Source organism: Mesorhizobium sp. M7A.F.Ca.US.011.01.1.1 (genome assembly GCF_003998295.1).
In the GTDB taxonomy this organism is placed as follows: Bacteria; Pseudomonadota; Alphaproteobacteria; order Rhizobiales; family Rhizobiaceae; genus Mesorhizobium.
Window position 1 is genome coordinate 1 of the sequence record NZ_RZRT01000029.1, and the last position, 21,142, is coordinate 21,142.

General features: G+C 63.5%; 17 protein-coding genes. All 17 read right to left on the reverse strand.

From position 1 onward, the window contains the following. Positions 1-269: 269 nt before the first annotated feature. Positions 270-566 carry an AzlD family protein gene (locus tag EOA13_RS22945; RefSeq protein ID WP_127296001.1) on the reverse strand — a complete coding sequence of 99 codons (297 nt, stop codon included), beginning with the start codon at positions 564-566 and terminating at the stop codon, positions 270-272. Then, positions 563-1,291, reverse strand: coding sequence for an AzlC family ABC transporter permease (locus EOA13_RS22950; RefSeq protein ID WP_127296002.1), 729 nt, complete (start codon positions 1,289-1,291; stop codon positions 563-565). Before EOA13_RS22950 ends, EOA13_RS22945 begins: the two co-directional genes overlap by 4 nt. Before the next feature lie 165 nt (positions 1,292-1,456). Then, the gene (locus tag EOA13_RS22955; RefSeq protein ID WP_127296003.1) at positions 1,457-2,149 is read right to left on the reverse strand and encodes a TIGR02453 family protein; all 693 of its coding nucleotides are present in this window, start codon (positions 2,147-2,149) and stop codon (positions 1,457-1,459) included. Beyond that, positions 2,146-4,350 (reverse strand): NAD-dependent DNA ligase LigA, encoded by a 2,205-nt coding sequence (ligA, locus tag EOA13_RS22960; protein WP_127296004.1) that lies wholly within the window; start codon positions 4,348-4,350, stop codon positions 2,146-2,148. Before ligA ends, EOA13_RS22955 begins: the two co-directional genes overlap by 4 nt. 170 nt (positions 4,351-4,520) lie before the next feature. Next, entirely contained in the window at positions 4,521-6,194 is a 1,674-nt protein-coding gene (gene recN / locus EOA13_RS22965) for a DNA repair protein RecN (RefSeq protein ID WP_127296005.1), read from the reverse strand. Positions 6,195-6,413: 219 nt separating this feature from the next. Further along, positions 6,414-7,283 (reverse strand): outer membrane protein assembly factor BamD, encoded by an 870-nt coding sequence (locus tag EOA13_RS22970; RefSeq protein WP_023813133.1) that lies wholly within the window; start codon positions 7,281-7,283, stop codon positions 6,414-6,416. A 263-nt stretch (positions 7,284-7,546) separates the two neighbouring features. Then, positions 7,547-8,497 carry a UDP-3-O-acyl-N-acetylglucosamine deacetylase gene (lpxC, locus tag EOA13_RS22975; RefSeq protein WP_023813134.1) on the reverse strand — a complete coding sequence of 317 codons (951 nt, stop codon included), beginning with the start codon at positions 8,495-8,497 and terminating at the stop codon, positions 7,547-7,549. Positions 8,498-8,778: 281 nt separating this feature from the next. Then, complete coding sequence (gene ftsZ / locus EOA13_RS22980) at positions 8,779-10,458, reverse strand: cell division protein FtsZ (RefSeq protein WP_127296006.1); 1,680 nt, start codon at positions 10,456-10,458, stop codon at positions 8,779-8,781. Positions 10,459-10,526: 68 nt separating this feature from the next. Then, a complete protein-coding gene (ftsA, locus tag EOA13_RS22985) occupies positions 10,527-11,834 on the reverse strand; it encodes a cell division protein FtsA (RefSeq protein WP_023813136.1) in 1,308 nt (435 codons plus the stop codon). Next, positions 11,831-12,772, reverse strand: a complete 942-nt coding sequence (locus tag EOA13_RS22990; RefSeq protein ID WP_127296007.1) for a cell division protein FtsQ/DivIB — start codon at positions 12,770-12,772, stop codon at positions 11,831-11,833. The genes ftsA and EOA13_RS22990 overlap by 4 nt, the downstream gene beginning before the upstream one ends. Next, positions 12,760-13,686, reverse strand: a complete 927-nt coding sequence (locus EOA13_RS22995; protein WP_127296008.1) for a D-alanine--D-alanine ligase — start codon at positions 13,684-13,686, stop codon at positions 12,760-12,762. The genes EOA13_RS22990 and EOA13_RS22995 overlap by 13 nt, the downstream gene beginning before the upstream one ends. A gap of 312 nt (positions 13,687-13,998) precedes the next feature. After that, positions 13,999-14,964, reverse strand: coding sequence for a UDP-N-acetylmuramate dehydrogenase (murB, locus tag EOA13_RS23000; RefSeq protein WP_127296009.1), 966 nt, complete (start codon positions 14,962-14,964; stop codon positions 13,999-14,001). Continuing rightward, positions 14,961-16,367, reverse strand: coding sequence for a UDP-N-acetylmuramate--L-alanine ligase (gene murC / locus EOA13_RS23005; protein WP_127296010.1), 1,407 nt, complete (start codon positions 16,365-16,367; stop codon positions 14,961-14,963). The genes murB and murC overlap by 4 nt, the downstream gene beginning before the upstream one ends. Next, positions 16,364-17,491 (reverse strand): undecaprenyldiphospho-muramoylpentapeptide beta-N-acetylglucosaminyltransferase, encoded by a 1,128-nt coding sequence (gene murG, locus EOA13_RS23010; RefSeq protein ID WP_127296011.1) that lies wholly within the window; start codon positions 17,489-17,491, stop codon positions 16,364-16,366. The genes murC and murG overlap by 4 nt, the downstream gene beginning before the upstream one ends. 1 nt (position 17,492) lies before the next feature. Next, positions 17,493-18,644: a putative lipid II flippase FtsW gene (ftsW, locus tag EOA13_RS23015; protein WP_023813142.1), complete on the reverse strand. Its 1,152-nt coding sequence runs from the start codon at positions 18,642-18,644 to the stop codon at positions 17,493-17,495. After that, positions 18,644-20,044: a UDP-N-acetylmuramoyl-L-alanine--D-glutamate ligase gene (murD, locus tag EOA13_RS23020; protein ID WP_127296012.1), complete on the reverse strand. Its 1,401-nt coding sequence runs from the start codon at positions 20,042-20,044 to the stop codon at positions 18,644-18,646. The genes ftsW and murD overlap by 1 nt, the downstream gene beginning before the upstream one ends. A gap of 8 nt (positions 20,045-20,052) precedes the next feature. Then, positions 20,053-21,135 (reverse strand): phospho-N-acetylmuramoyl-pentapeptide-transferase, encoded by a 1,083-nt coding sequence (gene mraY, locus EOA13_RS23025; protein WP_013530954.1) that lies wholly within the window; start codon positions 21,133-21,135, stop codon positions 20,053-20,055. Positions 21,136-21,142: the final 7 nt, after the last annotated feature.

Genomic DNA, 21,142 nt, shown 5'->3' on the forward strand with positions numbered 1-21,142 from the left:
CTGCCCGGCACGGACCCCCACCCCTAACCCCTCCCCACAAGGGGGAGGGAGACTTCCGTTGGCGCTGACCCAGGAGAATCGCCTGTCTTTTCGGCGCCAAGAAGAATTAAAGGCACGCGGCAGCGTTCCCTCCCCCTTGTGGGGAGGGTTAGGGTGGGGGTTCTTCTTCGCAAGAATCCATACGTGACAGCCCGGCCGCTTACGGGGAGAAGTGCCCGGCAGGGCAATAAAGGCGGCGCTAACGTCCAAACCGATTCGCGCTTAGAATTTTACCCCACGAACTGCCGCGCCAAAATCAGCACTGCCGCACCCGCCAGAAACATCGCCATCAACCCACCGCGCAGCGAAACCACGGCGGTGACCACCAGTGCGGCCCACTCCGCCGGCCCGGCGTTCAACAGTTCCGGCGCCACCAGCGTCGTCAGCACCGCCGCCGGCACGGCGTTGAGACCGGCCTCGACGCGCGGATGGATGGTTTCGAAGCGGGAGATGACCAGATGCCCGCCGATGCGCGTCAGGTAGGTCGCGATTGCGCCGGCGATGATGATCCAGAAGGTCGTGCTCATGGCCGTGCCTTTACACCGCTGTGATGGGGAGGCAGGATGACCGCCAGCAGCACACCGGCAACAGCGCCAATCGAGACATGCCAGGGCGACCCCACGGTCTTATAGGCGATGATCGAGGCGGCAGCGCTGGCAATGACCACCGGCAGCCACAGCGGCCGCTTGCGGAAGCCCAGCACGAGACCGAGGAAATAGATCGGCAGCAGGAAATCGATGCCCAGCGCATGCGTGTCGGGGATCAGCTTGCCGAACAGCGCGCCAAGCGCGCTTTCGACGATCCAGAACAGATAGACCGGCAGGCCAAGTCCCAGATACCAGGCAAAGCCGACCGTCTGGCCCGATTGCGCCCGCGCTTCGGCTACCGCGAATTGCGGATCGGTGAGGATGAAATAACCAAGTGCCTGCTGGATGACAGGCCAGTGCGCGATGCGCCGGCCGATGCCTGCGGAATAAAGCACGTGGCGGAAATTGACGGCGAAGATCGACAGCACGATCAGCCACGGCGCCACATGCTGCCCGAACAGCTGGATGCCGACCATCTGGCTGGCGCCGCCATAGACCAGCGCGCTCATCAGGAAGGCTTCCAGGACCGAGAAACCATTGTCGACGGCGAGCGCACCGAACAGCACCGCAAACGGCGCCGACGCCACCACGACAGGCATCGACAGCCGCACGCCCTGCCAGAAATCGCTTTTATCGCTGCTCTCGGAAATTACGTCCGTCGCCATCAACCACTCCTGATGCATGTGGTCCAAAAGTGCGTAGCAGGGATAACGACATGCACAACAACAAGGGAAGCGCGGTATGTAGGTGGCGCGCCTCGCCGTGTCACACGAATTCGCTTGAGCCAAACGATCAGCGGAAATGATCGCTGGATCGGCTGAGTTAGACGCTTATTCCTTCGGGATCTTGCCCTCAATCGCCCTGCCCCAGTCGAGCAGCGGCTTGGCGCGCAAGGTGAAATCGACGAGTTCATCGACCAGATCAGCCGTATGGATTCCGGCCGGATCGATGACATGCTGGACATAGAAATGCCGGTGGCGGATGGCGGCGACCAGATCGGGATCGCTGATTTCCTCGAAGCCGCGTGGCGTACGCTTCATACGGCCTTCGGCCTCGAGTTCAAGCCGGTTCTTCTTCAACGCCGCCACCAGGGCGCGAAACTTGTCCGGCTTCGTCGCGACGGCTTTGCGCATCGCCAGCAGCAGCGCAGGCTCCGGCTGCCACCAGGCGATGTCGGCAAAGCAGCGCTCAAGCCCGATATGCACGTAGAACACGCCCTGCTCTATCTTGGTGCCGTCGGGCGACAGGATGGCCGACAAATGCCTGTTGTAGGGCCGTTTATCTTTAGCGAAACGCACGTCGCGATTGATCCGGAACAGCGACTTCTTGCGGTCGCCGCGCAGGCCGAGACCTGCCTCCGCGAAGCGCTCGGTCAGCGTCTCGACGAGATCACCGAGCGGATCGCGCAACTCCTGTTCGAAGAGGTCGCGATTCTGCAGGAACCACTCGCCGCTCTGGTGGAAATCCAGCGCCTTGAGGAACGGAATGGCTTTGGGGCCGAAGCCGCTGAACGGTCCGGTCATGCCTTGCCGATCCGCACCAGCCAGGCATCCTCATCGATCACCTCGATGCCGAGTTCGCTGGCGAGCTTCAGCTTGGAGCCGGCACCTGGCCCGGCCACGACAAGATCGGTCTTCGCCGAAACCGAGCCCGCGACCTTGGCGCCGAGGCGCTCCGCCATCGCCTTGGCTTCGGAGCGTGTCATCTTCTCCAGCGAGCCCGTGAACACGACCGTCTTGCCGGCGACCTCGCTGTCGGCCGAGACGTTGACGATATACGGCTTCGGCTTGACTTGGCGGAGCAACGCGTCAAGCACGTCGTCATTGCGCTCATTGCCGAAGAAGTCGCGCAAAGCATCGATCACGGTATCGCCGATGCCGTTGACCGAGGGGAAAACCGTATGTGGATTCTCCGCTGCCGCTGTCTCCTTACCGACGCGGATCAGCTCCTCGATGGTCGAGAAGGTGCGGGCAAGCACGGCGGCCGTCGTTTCACCGATATGGCGGATGCCGAGCGCGAAGATGAAGCGGTCCAGCTCCGGCTCGCGGCGCGAATCGATGGCGGCGAACAGCTTGTCGAGGCCCTCATAGTTGCGATCCTCGACGCTGCGCACATTCTTGCGTGTCTTGCCCGATGCGGCCTCGCGCTGCCTTGCCTGCTCCTCACGGCGCTCGGCCAGCGCCCTGGTGACAGCCGGACGGCGGTCCCTGAGCGTGAAGATATCGGCGGCGGTCTTGATCAATCCCGCATTGAAGAAAGTGTCTATGTTTTCCGCGCCGAGCCCTTCGATGTCCAGGGCGCCGCGTGACACGAAGTGGCGCAATCCCTCCACCGCCTGCGCCGGGCAGATCAGTTCGCCGGTGCAGCGCCGGCGGGAATCTTCCTTGCCGGTCTTTTCGTTGATCTCGCGCGTCGCCGGCGAGCCGCAGATCGGGCAAGTGTGAGGGAACTCGTAAGGCACCGCATCAGCAGGCCGCTTGTCGATGACGACGCTGACGATCTGCGGAATGACATCGCCTGCCCGCTGGATCACGACCGTATCGCCGATGCGCACATCGATGCCATCTCGGATCGGCTCGCCGGTGCTGTCCAGGCCCTTGATGTAGTCCTCATTGTGCAGCGTGACGTTCTCGACCACGACGCCGCCGACAGTAACCGGCGCCAGCCGCGCAACCGGCGCCAGCGTACCGGTACGGCCGACCTGGATGTCGATCTTCTGCACGGTCGTCATCGCCTGTTCGGCCGGGAATTTGTGCGCGACCGCCCAGCGCGGTTCGCCGGTGACGAAGCCCCATCGGCGTTGCAATTCCAGCTGGTCGACCTTGTAGACGACACCGTCGATATCGTAGCCGAGCGCCGAGCGCTGCTCCTCGATCCGATGATAATGCGCGATCAACTCCTCGGCCGATTTCGCCCGCACCATCAGCGGACTGATCTTGAACCCCCACTCGGCGAATTTCTGTACCGAATCATATTGGGTCGGAGCGGGATCCGCCGAGGTGTAGCCCCAGGCATAGGCGAAGAATTTGAGGTTGCGGCTGGCGGTGACGGACGGATCCTTCTGGCGCAGCGACCCGGCCGCCGTATTGCGCGGATTGACATAGTCCTGGCCGCCGGCCGCTGCCGAGCGTTGCTTCAGCGCCTCGAATTCCGCATAGGTCATATAAACCTCGCCGCGGATCTCGATGGTTTCGGGCCAGCCCGAGCCTTTCAACTTCGCAGGGATGTCGGCGATAGTCTTCAAATTGGCGGTGATGTCCTCGCCGACGGCGCCGTTGCCACGCGTCGCGCCCTGCACGAACACACCGTTTTCGTAACGCAGCGAAGCCGACAGCCCGTCGATCTTCGGTTCGGCGGTGAAGGCGATATCGAGCTCCTTGTCGCGATCGAAGAATCGCCGCCCGCGTTCGATGAAATCCGTGACGTCATCGTCGGTATAGGCCTTGGCAAGGCTGAGCATCGGCACGGCGTGGCGCACCTTGGTAAAGCCTTCCGCGGGTGCTGCACCAACCCTCAGCGATGGCGAGTCCTCGCGAACCAGCGCAGGAAAGCGCTCCTCGATGGCAAGGTTGCGCCGTGCCAGCGCATCATATTCCGCATCGGTGATAACTGGCGCGTCTTCGGTATGGTAGCGCCGATCGTGCTCGGCGATCTCTTCCGCGAGGCGCTTCAGCTCAGCTTCGGCCTCGCTTTCGGTCAGGGCATCGACTGGTTTTTCGGACATGGTTTTGCACCTGGCTGCTGTTGGCCCGGGACAATAGATCAGGATTCGGATGGAAGGGAGCTGAATTCTGACAAAACCACGCCGAAACAGCAGGATGGAGCCATATGCTGACTCTGTTCGTGCGTCGAATTTCACCAGTTAGAGGCACCCCCGATCGGGAAGCAGCGCCATCAGGAAACGGCGGTATTCTCGCGCAGCAATCGCTCGGCGGCGGCGCGCGCCTCGTCGGTGATGGTGGCGCCGGCCAGCATGCGCGCGATCTCTTCCTGCCGCGCCGGACGGTCCATCTGGGCAATGCCGGTGGCGACACGGTCGGTGGTGCCGGATTTGGAGATCAGGAAATGCGTCGCCGCGCGCGCCGCCACTTGCGGCGCGTGCGTCACCGACAGCACCTGAACGCGCTTCGAGAGCCGCGCCAGCCGCTGGCCGATGGCGTCCGCCACGGCGCCGCCCACGCCGGTGTCGATTTCGTCGAAAACCAGCGTCGGCGCCGAGCCACGGTCGGCAAGCGCCACCTTCAGCGCCAGAAGGAAGCGCGAAAGCTCGCCGCCGGACGCGACCTTCATCATCGGCCCGGGCCGCGTGCCTGGATTGGTCCGCACCCAGAATTCGATCTGATCGATCCCCTCTTCCATGCGGCTTTCGACCTCGCTCTTCATTTCCACGATAAAGGCGGCGCGTTCGAGCTTCAGAGCCGGCAATTCCGCCATCACCGCCTTGGTCAGGCCGACCGCCGCCGCATGGCGAAGCGAGGACAGCTGCGCGGCGGCAATGTCATAGGTCTCGCGCGCGGCGGTGGCCTGCTTTTCCAACCCGTGCAGGCGCTCCTCGCCGGCATCGAGATCGGCGATATCGGCCGACATCGTGTCGCGCAGCTGCGCCAAATCGTCGACGGCGATACTGTGCTTGCGCGAGGCCGCGCGCAGCGAAAACAGCCGCTCCTCCGCTTTCTCCAGCCGCTGCGGATCATATTCGGTGGCGCGCAGTGCAGCCTCGACGCCCGATTGCGCCGCGTCGAGCGACAGCATCGCCTCATCGAGCGATTTGACGACATCGTCGAGCAGGCCGGGCGCCTCCGTCACCTTGCGCTGCAGCCGCCGCAGCAGGCTGGCCAGTTGCGGCAAGGGCGAGGACGGGCCGGACAGCACATCCTGCGCATCATGGATTTCGGAAGCGATCTTCTCCGCTCGCATCATCGACGCCCGCAGTTCGGCAAGGTCCGTCTCCTCGCCCGGCTGCGGATCGAGCTTCGTCAGTTCCGCCACCGCAGCCCGCAGATAGTCGGCCTCGCGCGCGGCCGCCGCCACCTTGGTGCGGTGGCGCGACAGCTCCTGCTCGCAGGCGCGCCAGTGCCGCCATGCCTCGCCCGTCGAACGGACGGCGCCGAGATGACCGCCGAAAGCGTCGAGCACCTCGCGGTGCGCACCGGGATCGACCAAAGCGCGTTCATCATGCTGGCCATGAATCTCGACCAGCGCGCGCCCGACATCGCGCATCAGGGTGACGCTTGAAGGCTGATCGTTGACGAAGACGCGGGTGCGGCCGTCCGCCGTCTGCAGGCGGCGCAGGATGATGTCGCCGTCATCCTCGATCGCATTGTCGGCAAGCAGCGTACGCGCCGGATGGTTACGCGGCACGTCGAAGACGGCGATGACCTGCCCCTGCGCCGCGCCATGGCGCACCAGCGAAGCATCGCCGCGCGCTCCGAGCGCCAGCGACAAGGCATCGAGCAGGATGGATTTTCCGGCACCGGTTTCGCCGGTCAGCACCGAAAGACCCGGCTGGAAGTCGATATCCAGCTTCTCGATCAGGACGATATCGCGGATCGACAGTCTGGAAAGCATCAGAACCCAAATCTAGAACGGCACGCGACCGTTTGGAGTCGCAGCGCCGCACTATCTTTTTGTTTGAGCACCGGATCAATCCGAAAAAGCGCACGCTTCGATCGGAGTGCTCCAGGCAGGTTCCGCAAAAGTGTCGTGCGGCTTTGCGGCTAGAACCCGCGACAAGCAACAAAACCAGGCAGACGGCGCGTTGGTGAAGCCTGCAACGTCTGCTTGGGATCAGGCGCCGGTGATCATCTTTCCGGCCTTGGATATCCACGACCCGGCATTTTCGCGCGGTGCAAGTCCATTGCTCTGCAAGAGCTTGTATGAATCCTTGTACCATGAACTGTCAGGGTAATTGGTGCCGAGCACGGCGGCGGCGGTCTGCGCCTCCGAGGTCAGACCCATCGCGTAATAGCTTTCGGTCAGGCGGGCGAGCGCCTCCTCGACATGGCGGGTGTTAGAATAGTTCTCGACCACGGTGCGGAAGCGCTTGACGGCGGCGATGTATTCACGCCGCTCGAGATAGTAGCGGCCGATCTGCATTTCCTTACCGGCCAGTTGATCGTTGGCGAAGCGGATCTTTTCCTTGGCGTCGTCGACATATTCCGATGTCGGCCAGCGCGTGACCAGATCCTGCATCGTCTGCACGGTCTGGCGCGCTTCCTTCTGGTCCTGCGTCACATCCTTGATCTGGCGGTAGTAGCTCAAGCCGATGATGTACTGCGCGTAGGCGGCGTCATCGGTTGACGGATAGAGCGTGAGATAGCGTTTGGCCGAGCCGATCGCCTCGTCATAATTGCCCTGGCGGTAATCGGCGAACGCGCCCATCACCATCGACTTGCGGGCCCACTCCGAATAGGGGTGCTGGCGGTCGACGGCGTCGAACTTCTTGCTCGCCTCCTGCAGGCGCCCGGCATTGAGATTGGCAAGGCCCTGATTGTAGAGAACATCGGCCGGCTCGGTCTGATCGACATAGGTCGACAGGTCGATATCTTTCTCCGACGACATGCAGGCCGACAGAAAGAGCGATGGAACAACTACTGAAAGCGCCAGGAAAACAGCCCTCTGCGGTGCTTTCAATTGACCAACTCGCTTGAAGAACATGATTGGATCTCGCCCTTTCGGCGCTATTTCAATGCCAGTTGCATGCCATTGTTTCAAAACTGGTCCCCACGTTTGAACGACATGCATTAATCGACGGCAGCAGCCATAAACCATAACCGCCTTGCCCGGCAACGCTATCTCCGGCCAATCGCACATTTTTGTGGCGGCCGGACGCAGCTTGGACGTCAATGCAATTTCACTGGCGAGTGGTGCATTCCTGCCACACGCGATACCGCCCATGGAAGCCGAAAAACCCCGGGAAATCAGATCATCCACGGCGCGTAGAGTGGCGCGTTGACGGCGTTCATCTCGGCGCTGCGGCCACGCTCACGGCGCGTCGTCTCGACGATCTCGAACGCCGTGCGGTCCGACAGCAGGCGGCGCAGGGCCGCGGCATTCATCCTGTGGCCGCCGCGATAGGAGCGGAAGCAGCCGATGAAGCGGGCGCCGGCCAGCGCCAGGTCGCCCATAGCGTCCAGCGTTTTATGGCGCACGAATTCGTTGGGATAGCGCAGGCCGCCCATATTGATGACGCGGTTGTCGTCGCCGATGACCAGCGAGTTCTCCAGCGAGGAGCCGAGCGCGTAGCCTGCAGCCCACAGCCGCTCGACATCCTTCATGAAGCCGAAGGTGCGGGCGCGCGCGATGTCGCGACGGAAAATATCGGCATTGAGGTCGGAGGCAAACAGCTGACGGCCGATCGCCGGACTTTCGAAGTCGATCTCGATCTCGAAACGGGTCCCGTCATAGGGGCGAAACTCCGCCCACGAGGCGCCGTTCTCGATACGGACCGGCTTGATGACCCTGATATAGCGCCGCTTGACCGAGAGCGTCTCGATACCCGCCTGGTCGATGGCTTCGACGAACGCCATGGCGCTGCCATCGAAGATAGGAACCTCGGAACCATCGATCTCGACAGCGACATTATCGATGCCGAGCCCAAACAGCGCCGCCATGATGTGCTCGACCGTGGCGATATGCTCGCCGGCGGGATCACCAAGCATGGTGCACAGGTCGGTAGCGCCGACTTCCGAAACCAGGGCACGAAACTCGCGGCCCTGCTCCGCACCGTTGAAAAGCTGGAAAACGATGCCGGTGTCGGCATCCGCGGGCACGAAGCTGATGGACACTTCCTTGCCGCTGTGGACGCCGGTGCCGGTAAGCGACGCGCGCGTCTTCAATGTCGTCTGATAGTCGTGCAAGACAATCCCCATAAGCCCGTAATGCCTAGGTCCGCTTCTCCAGCCCGAGGGCGCGGCTCTTGTGTGAATCGGCTGGCAGGGTGACTTCCCCCGAAATCCCGGCAAACCGATGATGGTAGGCAGCGAAGATAATGTCCCGTTAGGGAGACTCCAAATCACGGTTTCTTACTCTGTGTAACCGCAAAATAGAATGAGTACGAATTGGTAAGTCGTTGAAATCCCATCATTTAAAACGTTAACAGGCAAGCGATTCCTCGCTTGCCTGTTAACAAATGTTACAGTCCGTTTACCAATCAGTTGGCCTGGCGGCGCAGGAACGCCGGAATCTCCAGCTGATCGTCTTCCTGAGTCGTCCTCACCTGCGGCGTCAGGCGGCCCTGATCGTCGAGCTGGCCACGGCGCGGCGCATAGAGCTGCGCATCCTGGCTGGCGAGACGGCGCACTTCGGGCGCGGCCTGGCGCAGCTTGGGCTCGCGCGGCTGCGCCGGCTGCAGTCGTGCGGGTTCTTCCTCGCGGCGGGTCAGACCATTGGTCAGGCGCTTCAGCAGGCCCATCGGTCCGCTGTTGTTCTCGTGGTCGACTGGGCGGCTCTTGGCGTCCACCTCGGCCTTGACGACCGGCGGAAAGTCCTCGACGCGCGGCATACGCTGCGGCGCCATGGCAACCGGCTGCGGGGCTTCGCGCAGCATCTCGCGCGGCGGGGGGGCCGGCTGCATCTGCTGGACCACGGGATGCGGCATAGGCTGTGCTGGCGGCGCCTGGAAGATCTTGCTCTGCGGGCGGAAATCTTCAGCGTGGGCGACCGGAGCCGGGCGCGCCTGCGCCATGGCCGCGGCATTTGCTTCAGCCAGTTGAATGGCTTCCGCGACCGGGTCGACAGTGCGTGGCTCGTATGCCGCCTGCTGAACAGGCGCCGGACGAACCTCCGCGATCTGAGCCGCCGGGCGGCTGGCCGGCTTCGGAGGCGCCGTGCGGATCGAGATCGGCGCGGCGGCGATTTCAGCCGCCGACTTGTCGATGCCGGTGGCAACTACCGAGACGCGAATGACGCCTTCGAGTTCCTCGTCGAAGGTGGCGCCCAGGATGATGTTGGCGTCCTGGTCGACTTCCTCGCGGATACGGGTCGCGGCTTCGTCGACTTCAAACAGCGTCAGGTCGCGGCCGCCGGTGATCGAGATCAGCAGGCCCTTGGCCCCCTTCATCGAGGTCTCGTCGAGCAGCGGGTTGGCGATCGCCGCTTCGGCGGCGGCCATCGCGCGGCCCTCGCCAGAAGCCTCGCCGGTGCCCATCATCGCTTTGCCCATCTCGCGCATGACGGAACGGACGTCGGCGAAGTCGAGATTGATCAGGCCTTCCTTGACCATCAGGTCGGTGATGCAGGCGACACCGGAATAGAGCACCTGGTCGGCCATGGCGAAGGCGTCGGCGAAGGTGGTCTTGTCATTGGCCAGCCGGAACAGGTTCTGGTTGGGGATGACGATCAGCGTATCGACGCATTTCTGCAATTCCTCGATGCCGAAATCCGCGGTCTTCATGCGGCGCTGGCCTTCGAAGTGGAACGGCTTGGTGACGACGCCGACGGTGAGGATGCCCTTTTCGCGCGCAGCGCGGGCAACGACGGGAGCAGCACCGGTGCCGGTGCCGCCGCCCATGCCGGCGGTGACGAAGCACATATGGGTGTTGGTCAGGTGATCGAGGATTTCATCGATGCACTCTTCCGCCGCCGCACGGCCGACTTCCGGCTGCGAGCCGGCGCCAAGGCCTTCGGTGACATGCGCGCCGAGCTGGATTAGGCGGCCCGCCTTCGACATGGTCAGCGCCTGCGCGTCGGTGTTGGCCACCACGAACTCGACACCGCGCAAACCGGCGGTGATCATGTTGTTGACGGCATTGCCGCCACCGCCGCCGACACCGAACACGGTGATGCGCGGCTTAAGCTCGGTGATGTCCGGCTTTTGCAGATTGATGGTCATTGTCTCCGTCCTTTGCCTTTCACGCCGCTTCGCCGCCGCGGCCGCCTATGGGGCTGTCCCCGTCAATTTTAGAAACTGTCTCTCAACCACTGACTCATGCGATGCAGTTTTCCGCCCGTTCCGGTCATTTTGAGACCGGAAATTCCTTTCGCAGGATGGCTCTCGAAGCTCGCCATCTGCGGATAGATCAGAAGCCCCACCGCGGCCGAGAAGGCCGGCCCCTTCGCCGCTTCCGGCAGGCCGGCCACGCCGAGCGGGCGGCCGATGCGCACATTGCGTCCCAGGATGCGGCGCGCCGCCTCCGGCAGGCCGGCAAGCTGGCTGGCACCGCCGGTAAGAACCACACGCTTGCCCACTGCATTGCCATAGCCGGACCTGTTCAGCCGGTCGCGCAGCAGTTCGAGCGTCTCGTCGATGCGGGCGCGCACGATGCGCGTCATCACCGAGCGCGGGATCTGCAAGGGCACGTCGCCATCGTCGCCGATCGGCTGGATCGAGACCAGGTCGCGGTCGTCTGCGCTGCCCGGCAGCGCCGAGCCATGCATCACCTTCAGCCGTTCCGCGGCATCGAGCGAGGTCGACAGCCCCTTGGCCATGTCCAGCGTGACGTGGTTGCCGCCGATGGCGATGGCGTCGCCATGGACGAACTTGCCTTCCGAAAACACCGAAATCGTCGTCGTGCCGCCGCCCATGTCGATGCAGGCCGCACCCATTTCCAGCTCGTCGTCGACCAGGGCCGCCAAACCGCTGGCATAGGGCGTCGCCACCATGCGCTCGACCGACAGATGCGAACGGTTGATGGAAAGCTCCAGATTGCGCATCGGCGCGGCGTCGCCGGTCAGCACATGCATGTCGACGCCGAGTGCGTCGCCGACCATGCCGCGCGGATCGCGCACGCCGCGTTCGGCATCCAGCGAGAAGCCGACGGGAAGCGAATGGATCACCTCGCGCTCGGCCTTCAGCGCCTGCTTGGCGCCAGCACCGAGAACGCGCTTGATGTCGGCCTCGTCGGCCTCATGGCCGCCAAGATTGATGGTGGCGGAGAAGGCTTCGCTCTTGAGCCGGCCGGCCGTCATGTTGACGATCAGAGAATCGACCGTCAGCCCGGCCATGCGCTCGGCCGCGTCGACGGAAAGGCGGATGGCGTGCTCGGCGCGGTCGAGATCGACGATGACACCCGACTTCACGCCTTGCGACTTCTGGTGACCGATGCCGATCACCTGGATCCGGTGCGAGCGACCGCGCAGCAGCTTGCCGTCATCGCACGGCTTCAGCTTGGCCACCATGCAGCAGACCTTGCTCGAACCGACATCCAGCACCGTCAGGGTGCCGGACCGGCGCGACGCGGCATCGCCAGGACCGCCAAGCCAGTTCATATCTTCGTCTCCGGCTTGCGCTTCAGGCTCTTGGGTTTCTCGTTGAGGGCGGCTTCGCGCTGCGTCGCCGCTTCCGCCGTCAACTGCACGACCAGCCGGTCCGTCAGGCGCATGTCGACGGCGGCGATGTCGCGCGACAGCAAGCCGCTGTCATGATCCATCTTCACGAGTTCGGCGAGCGCCTGTTCCTCGTCATCCTCGGGAAGCTTGATGGTGATGCCATTGTCCAGCTTCAGGTCCCAGCGCCGCTCGCCGACGCGGATATACCCTTTGATCCGGCTCGCGAGCTCGGGATATTTTTCGACCTTGGCCAGGAAATCGGGCGCGCTCGCCGGCGCGCCGGTGCCGATCAGCAGCGGCAGAAGCACCTGCTTGCCGCCCGAGAACGGCGCGATCATGGCACCATTCCTCTCGATGACCGAAAGCTCGTCGCCCTGCTGCCAGAGCGCGAAAGCCTCGCGCTCCTCGACACGTACTTCCAGCGTGTGCGGGTAGACCTTGCGCACCGCCGCAACCTCGATCCACGGCAGGCCGGAGATCCGTTCGCGCGCTGCCTCGGCATTAAAGCCGATCAGCGACGTCCAGCCGTCGAGTTCAAGCCTGTCGAGTATATCGATTTCCGAGGTCTGGCGATTGCCGACCACCTTGACCTGATCGACGGCAAAGCCGGTACGGGCGGTGATGCTCTGCACGATACCGTCGACATGACCGCCGAGGTAGGCACCATAGGCACTGCTCGAGAAAATCAGCACGGCCGACATCATGACCGCGGAAAAGCGCGGCGCCTGGAATTCCCCGACGCCCAGGCGCGCCAGAATGCGCACCGGGCGGCGAAGCATGCGCGGCAGTACGAAATGGTCCAACGACAACGACAGGCCGAACAGCGCCGGCCCGGCCGCGCCCCTCTCCCTACCTTGTCCCCATTTCAACGCAGACACGAAGCGTCCTCCACCATCCAACTCAACAAATCGCCAAACGAGTGCCCGGCATGGGCGGCGATTTCAGGCACCAAAGACGTCGGCGTCATACCCGGCTGGGTGTTGACCTCGAGCCAGACAATCTCGCCGTTTTCGGAATGACGATCGTCATAACGGAAGTCCGAACGGGAAACGCCCCGACAGCCGATCGCTTGGTGAGCCTTGAGCGCCAGTGTTTGTATTTTTTGGTAAATATTCGGTGAAACTTTTGCGGGGCATTCGTGCTTTGATCCCCCGGCGACATATTTTGAATCATAGTCGTAGAAGGAATGGCCGGTCGGGATGACCTCGCAGACCCCCAGCGCCACATCGCCCATCACCGCGCAGGTCAGCTCCCTGCCGTGGATGTAGCGCTCGACCATGACGGTATCGCCATATTTCCACTCCGACGAGCCAAGAACCTGCGGCGGATGCGACTGGCCCTCATGCACGATGACGACACCGAAGCTCGAACCCTCATTGACCGGCTTGACCACATAGGGCGGCTTCATCGGATGTTTGTTCTGGATGGCAAAGCGGCTGGCGACCTTCGATTCGGCGACCACGATGCCGACCGACTTGGCAACCCGCTTGGCCTGCTCCTTGTTCATGGCCAGAGCCGAGGCGAGCACGCCGGAATGGGTGTAGGGAATGCCGAGATATTCAAGGATGCCCTGAATGGTGCCGTCCTCGCCAAAAGGGCCGTGCAGCGCATTGAACGCGACATCGGGCTTGAGCTCGGCAAGCACGGAGCCGACATCGCGCCCGACATCGACACGGGTGACCTGGTAGCCTTCCTTCTCGAGCTCATCGGCGCAAGCCTTCCCCGACGAAAGAGACACGGGCCGCTCGGACGAAAAACCACCCAGCAGGACGGCCACATGCTTGTTTTTCATTCCCCGGCATCCCCTCTCTCACGGCGGACCAAAATCAGATTTTCCGCAACATTGAGTCAGAGTCTCCCGGCAGGTTGCCCCCCAGACGGAAAACGCTGAAAACGCGTCGAACGACTCAAATCAGGAAACGCTTTCGAGCAGAGAATCAGAGAGTTGATTCACTGGCAAGTGCTTACGATTCCGAGAGATTCACTTTCTGAGAAAATGGATGCGAAAAGCGTGTCGTTGAGTCTTTGCGGCAACGGTCGCCGACCGTTTCGGCCGCGTTGAAGTTCATGCATCACATGAACTTCAACGCGCGCAAAGTGCACCTTAAAGGAGCTGCCCTAGAAACTCCTGCACGGCATGCCCCGGCCGGAAATTGCCGATTCGCTTGATTTCCCATTGCAGCCGGATACCGGAATTCTCCAGCACCCGCGTGCGCACCGTCTCGCCGAGATATTCCAGGTCGTAGCCGGTCGCGGTTCCCGTGTTGATCATGAAGTTGCAATGCATCGGCGACATCTGGGCGCCGCCGATCATCAGGCCGCGGCAGCCCGCTCTGTCGATCTCCTTCCAGGCCGACGTGCCTTCCGGATTCTTGAAGGTCGAGCCACCGGTCTTCTCGCGGATCGGCTGCACGGTCTCGCGATGGTTCTGCACGGCCTCCATCGCCGCCTTGATCGCCGTTTTGTCCTCGGCAAAGCCTTCGAACACGGCCGAGGTGAAGATCAGCCCGGAGGGCGCCGCTGAATGGCGATAGGCGTATCCCATATCGGCATTGCTCAGCGTCTGCACATTGCCCTTGCGGTCGAGCGCCCGCACTTCGACGACGCGCTCGCGCGTCTCGACACCATTGGCGCCGGCATTCATCCGCAGCGCACCGCCGATTGCACCCGGAATGCCGTGGTAAAAATGAAAGCCGCCAATGCCGGCCTCGAGCGCCACCGCTGCGACGCGCTTGTCGGGGGTCGCAGCTCCCGCCTTGATCCTGATCGGCGAAATCAACTCGGCCTCGCCGAAGCCCTTGGCCGAAAGGCGGATGACAAAGCCCTCGATGCCGCCGTCGCGGACCAGCAGGTTGGAGCCGACGCCAACGACGGTAAGAGGTATTTCTTCAGGAACGGCTTTGAGGAACACTGCAAGATCCTCCTCATCGGCCGGCTGGAACAACGCTTCAGCCAGACCCCCGGCACGGAACCAGGTGATTTTGTCCATCTCGGCGTTCGGCGTGAGACGGCCGCGCAGGCCGGCAAGCCGGTCGCCAAGTCTGTCGATCAGGGCCTGGCCGTGCATCATGAGACGGTCCCGCCAAGCTCCTTGGGCAACGCATAGGCCCATTGGGTGATGTTGCCGGCGCCCAGGAAGACGACGAAGTCACCCGGCTTGGCCAGATCACGGATGACGGGCGCGATCGCCGCCGGACCCTCGATGTAGCGCGCGTCGCGATGGCCGCCGGCGCGGATGCGCGACACCAGCGCGTCCGAGCTGACGCCGTCGATCGGCTCTTCGCCGGCCGCGTAGACCGGCGCCACCATCACTGTGTCGGCGTCGTTGAAGCAGGTGGAAAACTCGTTGAACAGATCATGCAGCCGGGTGAAGCGATGCGGCTGGGCAATGGCGATGACGCGACCCTGGGTGGCGCTGCGCGCCGCCTTCAGCACCGCCGAGATCTCGACCGGATGGTGGCCGTAATCGTCGAATATTTCGACGCCGTCCCACGAACCGGTATGGGTGAAGCGGCGCTTGACGCCGGCGAAGGACGACAGGCCCTTCTTGATCGCCTCGGCCGACAGGCCGAGCTCATGCGCGACCGCGATCGCTGCCGTCGCGTTGGAGACGTTGTGGCGGCCGGGCATCGGCAGGCGCAGGCCTGCTATCGTCGTCTGGCCGCCTGTCTTGCGGTCGCGGATCACCACGTCGAATTCCGAAATGGCACCTGCCATGCGGTGATTGGTAAAGCGCACGTCGGCCTGCGCATTCTCGCCATAGGTGATGACCCGGCGGTCCTCGATGCGGCTGACCAGTGCCTGCACCTCGGGGTGATCGGTGCACATCACGCCAAAACCATAGAACGGCACGTTCTCGACGAACTGGCGGAACGCCTCGCGCACCTTGTCGAAGCTGCCATAGTGATCGAGATGCTCGGGATCGATGTTGGTGACGACCGCGATCTCGGCCGGCAGTTTCAGGAAAGTGCCGTCGCTCTCGTCGGCCTCGACCACCATCCACTCGCCGTCGCCCATGCGCGCATTGGTGCCGTAGGCATTGATGATGCCGCCATTGATGACGGTCGGATCGAGCCCACCGGCATCGAGCAAGGTCGCCACCATCGAGGTCGTCGTCGTTTTGCCATGTGTGCCGCCGATCGCCACCGCCTGGCGAAAGCGCATCAGCTCGGCCAGCATTTCGGCCCGGCGCACGATCGGCAGCAGCTTTTCGCGCGCGGCCTTGAGCTCAGGGTTGGATTTCTTGATCGCCGTCGAGACGACCACCACCTCGGCATCGCCGAGATTCTCGGCCCTATGGCCGACGAAGCATTCGATGCCCTTGTCGCGCAGCCGTTGCACATTGGCGCTTTCGGCCTGGTCGGACCCTTGCACCTTGTAGCCGAGATTGTGCAGCACTTCGGCAATGCCGCTCATGCCGATGCCGCCAATGCCGATGAAATGCACAAGGCCGATGGTCTGCGGCATCTTCATGCTTGCGTCCCCTTCCTGAAATCCGAAATGGTTTTTTTGGACGCAATAGCCTCTGTAAGATCAGCGAGCAACCGGGCCGCGTTCGGCCTGCCGGCCGATTTCGCACCCGCCGCCATCGCCGTCAGCCGATCGGGGTCGTCCATCAGCTCGCCAATGAGCGCTGCGATGCGTTCGGACGAGAGCGAGGATTGCGGGTGCACTTCGCCGCCGCCGGCAGCGGCAAGAGCCGCCGCGTTCGCCGCCTGATCATGGTCGAGCGCATAGGGATAAGGCACCAGCAGCGCCGGCCGGCCGATGACGGCGATCTCCGAGACGGTCGAGGCGCCGGAGCGCGAGATCACCAGATGCGCCGCCGCCATGCGCTGCGCCATGTCGGTGAAGAAGGGTGAGACCTCGGCAGCAACGCCAAGCGCGGCATAGGCCGCCTTGACCCGCGCCACGTCATCCGCGCGAGCTTGTTGGGTGATGACCAGCCGCTTGCGCTGGGCATCGGAAAGCAGCGCAATGGCTCCCGGCACGGCATCGGAAAAGAACTGGGCGCCCTGGCTGCCGCCGAACACCAGCAGGCGGAACGTCTGTTCCCCGGTCGACGCCGCATAAGCCGTCCTGGCCGCTTCCAGCACGGCAGGCCTGACCGGATTGCCTGTCATCACCGTCTTGACGCCGGCAGCACTGGTGTCCTGCGGCAGGAAGCCGCCGGCGATGGCGTCGACACGGCCGGCCAGCGCCCGGTTGGCGCGCCCCATCACCGCGTTCTGCTCATGGATCAGTGTCGGCACCTTGCGCCGTGTCGCCGCGTAGAGCGGCGGCAAGGTCGGATAGCCGCCAAAGCCGACGACAGCATCCGGCTTGATCCTGCCGATGACGGCGGAAGCCTGGCGCACGCCGCGCCAGATCTTCCAGAAGGCGCCAATTAGGGCAAAAGGGTTTTTCGAGCCCATCGTCGCCGACTGGATCGGGTGGACGGCGGCGGCCGGAAAATGGCCGGCGAAACGCTCGGCACGGTCGTCGGTCGCCAGATGCACCGACCAGCCGCGCTCGTTCAGCTCATGCGCCAGCGCTTCGGCCGGGAAAAGATGCCCACCGGTGCCGCCTGCCGCGAGAAGGATGACGCCTCTGGCCATATCACTCCGCCGGCACGGCGCGTTGCGACAGGCCAAAGCCCATCTGCTTGCGCTTTTCCGGCCGTTTGCGTGTCAGCGCCAGCACCATGCCCATCGAGATGGCGATGGCGATCTGCGAGGAGCCGCCATAGGAGATGAACGGCAGCGTCATACCCTTGGCCGGCACAAGCTGGAGATTGACGCACATGTTGATGACCGCCTGCAGGCCAAACACGGTGACGAGGCCGCCGACCGCATAGCGGGTGAAATCGTCATGCTCCTTCAGCGCCGTGTTGAGGCCGCGCAGCACGATGAAGGCGAAGATCGACATGATGAAGAAGCACATGATCAGCCCGAACTCTTCGCCCGCGACCGAGAAGACGAAGTCGGCATGGCTGTCGGGAATGACGCGCTTGACTGTGCCCTCGCCCGGCCCGACACCGAACCAGCCGCCATTGATCAGCGCTTCGCGCCCCATGTCGACCTGGAACGTGTCGCCCTCGCCGGTGAGGAACTTGTCGATGCGCAAGGCAACGTGCGGGAACACCGTATAGGCGGCAAAGACGCCGCCGACGCCGGCCGCGCCGAGCGCGACGATCCACAGCCAGGGCAGCCCGGCCATGAAGAACATGATGCCCCAGGTGCCGGTCGTCAGCATGGTCTGGCCGAGATCCGGTTGCGCCACCAGCAGCGACACGACCAGCACCAGCAGCAGCATGGCGAACAGATTGCCCGGAATGTCAGGCTGGCGCTTGTGCTCGGCGAACAGCCAGGCGCACATGATGACGAAGGCGGGCTTCAGGAATTCCGACGGCTGGATCGACAGGCCTGCAAGCGACACCCAGCGGCGCGCACCCTTCACCTCGACGCCGATGTAGAGCACCGCCACCATCAGCACCAGCATCAGGCACAGGATGACCAGCGCCATGCGCCGGATCTGCCTGGAATCGAGGAAGGAAACGGCCAGCATCACGCCGAGCGCCGGCACGGTGAAGATGATCTGCCTGGTGGCAAAGTGGAAACTGTCGAGGCCGATGCGTTCGGCCACCGCCGGGCTGGCAGCGAAGGACAAGACGATGCCAAGCCCCATCAGCGACAGGAAAGCCGCCAGGAACCAGCGATCGATCGTCCACCACCAGGTCGCAACCGGACTTTTGTCGAGACGGCTCTGCATTATCGTGCCCCTCCGATGGGTTTCACACCCTCGATAGCATTCGCAGCTTGCCTGAAGGCTTCGCCGCGGACTTCGAAATTCTTGAACTGGTCGAAACTGGCGCAGGCCGGCGACAGCAGTACCACCGCTTCGCCGCTGTCGTCCCGGGCCGCATCATGCGCGGCGTGTTCGACCGCCGCGGCCAGCGTGCCTGAAATCTCGTAGGGCACGGCCTCGCCCAGCGTCGCCGAAAAGGCCGGCGCCGCCTCGCCGATCAGATAGGCCTTGGCGATGCGCGGGAAGAAGCCGCGCAACGGTTCGATGCCGCCGTCCTTGGGCAGGCCGCCGGCGATCCAGTAGATGCGCGCAAAGCTGGACAGCGCCGGCGCCGCCGCATCGGCATTGGTCGCCTTGGAATCGTTGATGAACAGTACATGGTCCTTGCGGCCGACCTGCTCCATGCGGTGCGCAAGGCCGGGAAAGCTTTCCAGCCCGGACTGGATTTCGCCAAGCTCAAGCCCGACCTTGAGGCAAGCGGCGACCGCCGCCAGAGCGTTTTGGGCATTGTGCTGGCCGCGCAGCGAACCGATGCCTTCGAGGAAGGCGACACGGCTGTAACGGCCATGCACCGCTTCCATCAGGTTGCTGCCATCGGCGAAATAGCCATCGGTCAGCGGCAGCCGCTTGGAAATGCGGATGACATGCCGCCCCGCCCGCTCCAGCCGCTCGGCGATCTGCGCGCACCAGGAATCGTCGATGCCGACGATCGCCGTCTCGCTGCCGGCCACCAGCCGCTCCTTGATCGCGGCGTAGTGCTGCATGGTGCCGTGGCGGTCGAGATGATCGGGCGTCAGGTTAAGCAGGATGCCTGCCGTCGGATTGATCGAAGGCGCGAGGTCGATCTGGTAGGACGAGCATTCGACCACATAGTGCCGATCGGGCTCGAGTGGATCGAGCGTCATCACCGCGCGGCCGATATTGCCGCCCATCTGGGTGTCGCGTCCCGCGGCTTTCAGGATATGCGCGGTCAGCGCGGTCGTCGTCGACTTGCCGTTGGTGCCGGTGACGGCGATGAAAGGCGAATTTGGCGCGCTCAGCATCCGCTCGCGGCAGAAAAGCTCGATGTCGCCGATGATCTCGACGCCCGAACCGCGCGCCAGCTCCACCGTCCAATGCGGCTTGGGATGCGTCAGCGGCACACCCGGCGACAGCACGAAGGCCGAGAATTTCGCCCAGTCGGCGCCGCGGAGGTCGGCGGTTGCGATGCCGGCAGCCGTGGCCTTGGCCACGCTTTCGGGATTGTCGTCCCAGGCCAGCACGTCCGCGCCGCCCTCGATCAGTGCGCGCGCCGTAGCGATCCCCGAGCCACCGAGCCCGAAGAGCGAAACGCGCTTGCCTGAAAAGGATGCGGCGGGGATCAAATGGCTTCCTATCTCAGCTTGAGGGTCGACAGGCCGACCAGCGCCAGGATGACGGCGATGATCCAGAAGCGGATCACCACCTGGCTTTCGGTCCAGCCGAGCTTTTCGAAATGATGGTGGATCGGCGCCATCAGGAACACCCGCTTGCCGGTCATCTTGAAGTAGCCGACCTGGATGATGACCGACAGGATTTCCACGACGAACAATCCGCCGACGATGACCAGAACGATCTCGTGCTTGGTGGCGACCGCAACGGTGCCGATCAGGCCGCCCATGGCCAGCGAGCCGGTGTCGCCCATGAAGATCGCCGCAGGCGGCGCATTGAACCAGAGGAAGCCCAGACCAGCGCCGATGACCGCGCCGAGCACGACCGCCAGTTCACCGGTGCCGGGCACGAAATGGATCTGCAGATATTCGGCGAACACCGCATTGCCCGAGAGATAGGCGATGACGCCGAAGGAGGCAGCCGCGATCATGATCGGCACGATCGCCAGCCCGTCCAGGCCGTCGGTCAGGTTCACCGCATTGCCGGCGCCGACGATGACGAAGCAGGAGAACGGAATGAAGAACCAGCCGAGATTGACGATGAATTCCTTGGCGAAGGGAAATGTCAGCGACGACGAGAACGGCGCCTGGCCGTTATGCATGATTACCCAGGCGGCGATGCCGGCGATGACGAATTCAAGCGCCAGCCTTGCCTTGCCGGAAAAGCCGAGATGCGACTGCTTGGTTACCTTGAGATAGTCGTCGTAGAAGCCGATCGAGCCGAAGCCCAGCGTCACCAGCAGCACCACCCAGACATAGATGCTCGACAGGTTCGCCCACAAAAGCGACGAGCCGATGATGCCCGACAGGATCATCAGGCCGCCCATGGTCGGCGTGCCGGCCTTCTTGAAATGTGTCTGCGGCCCATCGGCGCGGATCGGCTGACCCTTGCCTTGCCGCAGCCGCAGCGAATTGATGATGGTCGGTCCGAAGATGAAGACGATCAGCGCCGACGTGATCAGCGCCCCGCCGGTGCGGAAGGTGATGTAGCGGAAGACATTGAAGACCGAGACCTTGTCCGCAAAATCGACGAGCAGTGTAAACATGCGTTTT

Excerpts from the sequence above, each read along its gene's own strand:
- EOA13_RS22945 (WP_127296001.1), bottom strand. The coding sequence starts at position 566 with ATGAGCACGACCTTCTGGATCATCATCGCCGGCGCAATCGCGACCTAC.
- EOA13_RS22950 (WP_127296002.1), bottom strand. The coding sequence starts at position 1,291 with ATGGCGACGGACGTAATTTCCGAGAGCAGCGATAAAAGCGATTTCTGG.
- EOA13_RS22955 (WP_127296003.1), bottom strand. The coding sequence starts at position 2,149 with ATGACCGGACCGTTCAGCGGCTTCGGCCCCAAAGCCATTCCGTTCCTC.
- ligA (WP_127296004.1), bottom strand. The coding sequence starts at position 4,350 with ATGTCCGAAAAACCAGTCGATGCCCTGACCGAAAGCGAGGCCGAAGCT.
- recN (WP_127296005.1), bottom strand. The coding sequence starts at position 6,194 with ATGCTTTCCAGACTGTCGATCCGCGATATCGTCCTGATCGAGAAGCTG.
- EOA13_RS22970 (WP_023813133.1), bottom strand. The coding sequence starts at position 7,283 with ATGTTCTTCAAGCGAGTTGGTCAATTGAAAGCACCGCAGAGGGCTGTT.
- lpxC (WP_023813134.1), bottom strand. The coding sequence starts at position 8,497 with ATGGGGATTGTCTTGCACGACTATCAGACGACATTGAAGACGCGCGCG.
- ftsZ (WP_127296006.1), bottom strand. The coding sequence starts at position 10,458 with ATGACCATCAATCTGCAAAAGCCGGACATCACCGAGCTTAAGCCGCGC.
- ftsA (WP_023813136.1), bottom strand. The coding sequence starts at position 11,834 with ATGAACTGGCTTGGCGGTCCTGGCGATGCCGCGTCGCGCCGGTCCGGC.
- EOA13_RS22995 (WP_127296008.1), bottom strand. The coding sequence starts at position 13,686 with ATGAAAAACAAGCATGTGGCCGTCCTGCTGGGTGGTTTTTCGTCCGAG.
- murB (WP_127296009.1), bottom strand. The coding sequence starts at position 14,964 with ATGATGCACGGCCAGGCCCTGATCGACAGACTTGGCGACCGGCTTGCC.
- murC (WP_127296010.1), bottom strand. The coding sequence starts at position 16,367 with ATGAAGATGCCGCAGACCATCGGCCTTGTGCATTTCATCGGCATTGGC.
- murG (WP_127296011.1), bottom strand. The coding sequence starts at position 17,491 with ATGGCCAGAGGCGTCATCCTTCTCGCGGCAGGCGGCACCGGTGGGCAT.
- ftsW (WP_023813142.1), bottom strand. The coding sequence starts at position 18,644 with ATGCAGAGCCGTCTCGACAAAAGTCCGGTTGCGACCTGGTGGTGGACG.
- mraY (WP_013530954.1), bottom strand. The coding sequence starts at position 21,135 with ATGTTTACACTGCTCGTCGATTTTGCGGACAAGGTCTCGGTCTTCAAT.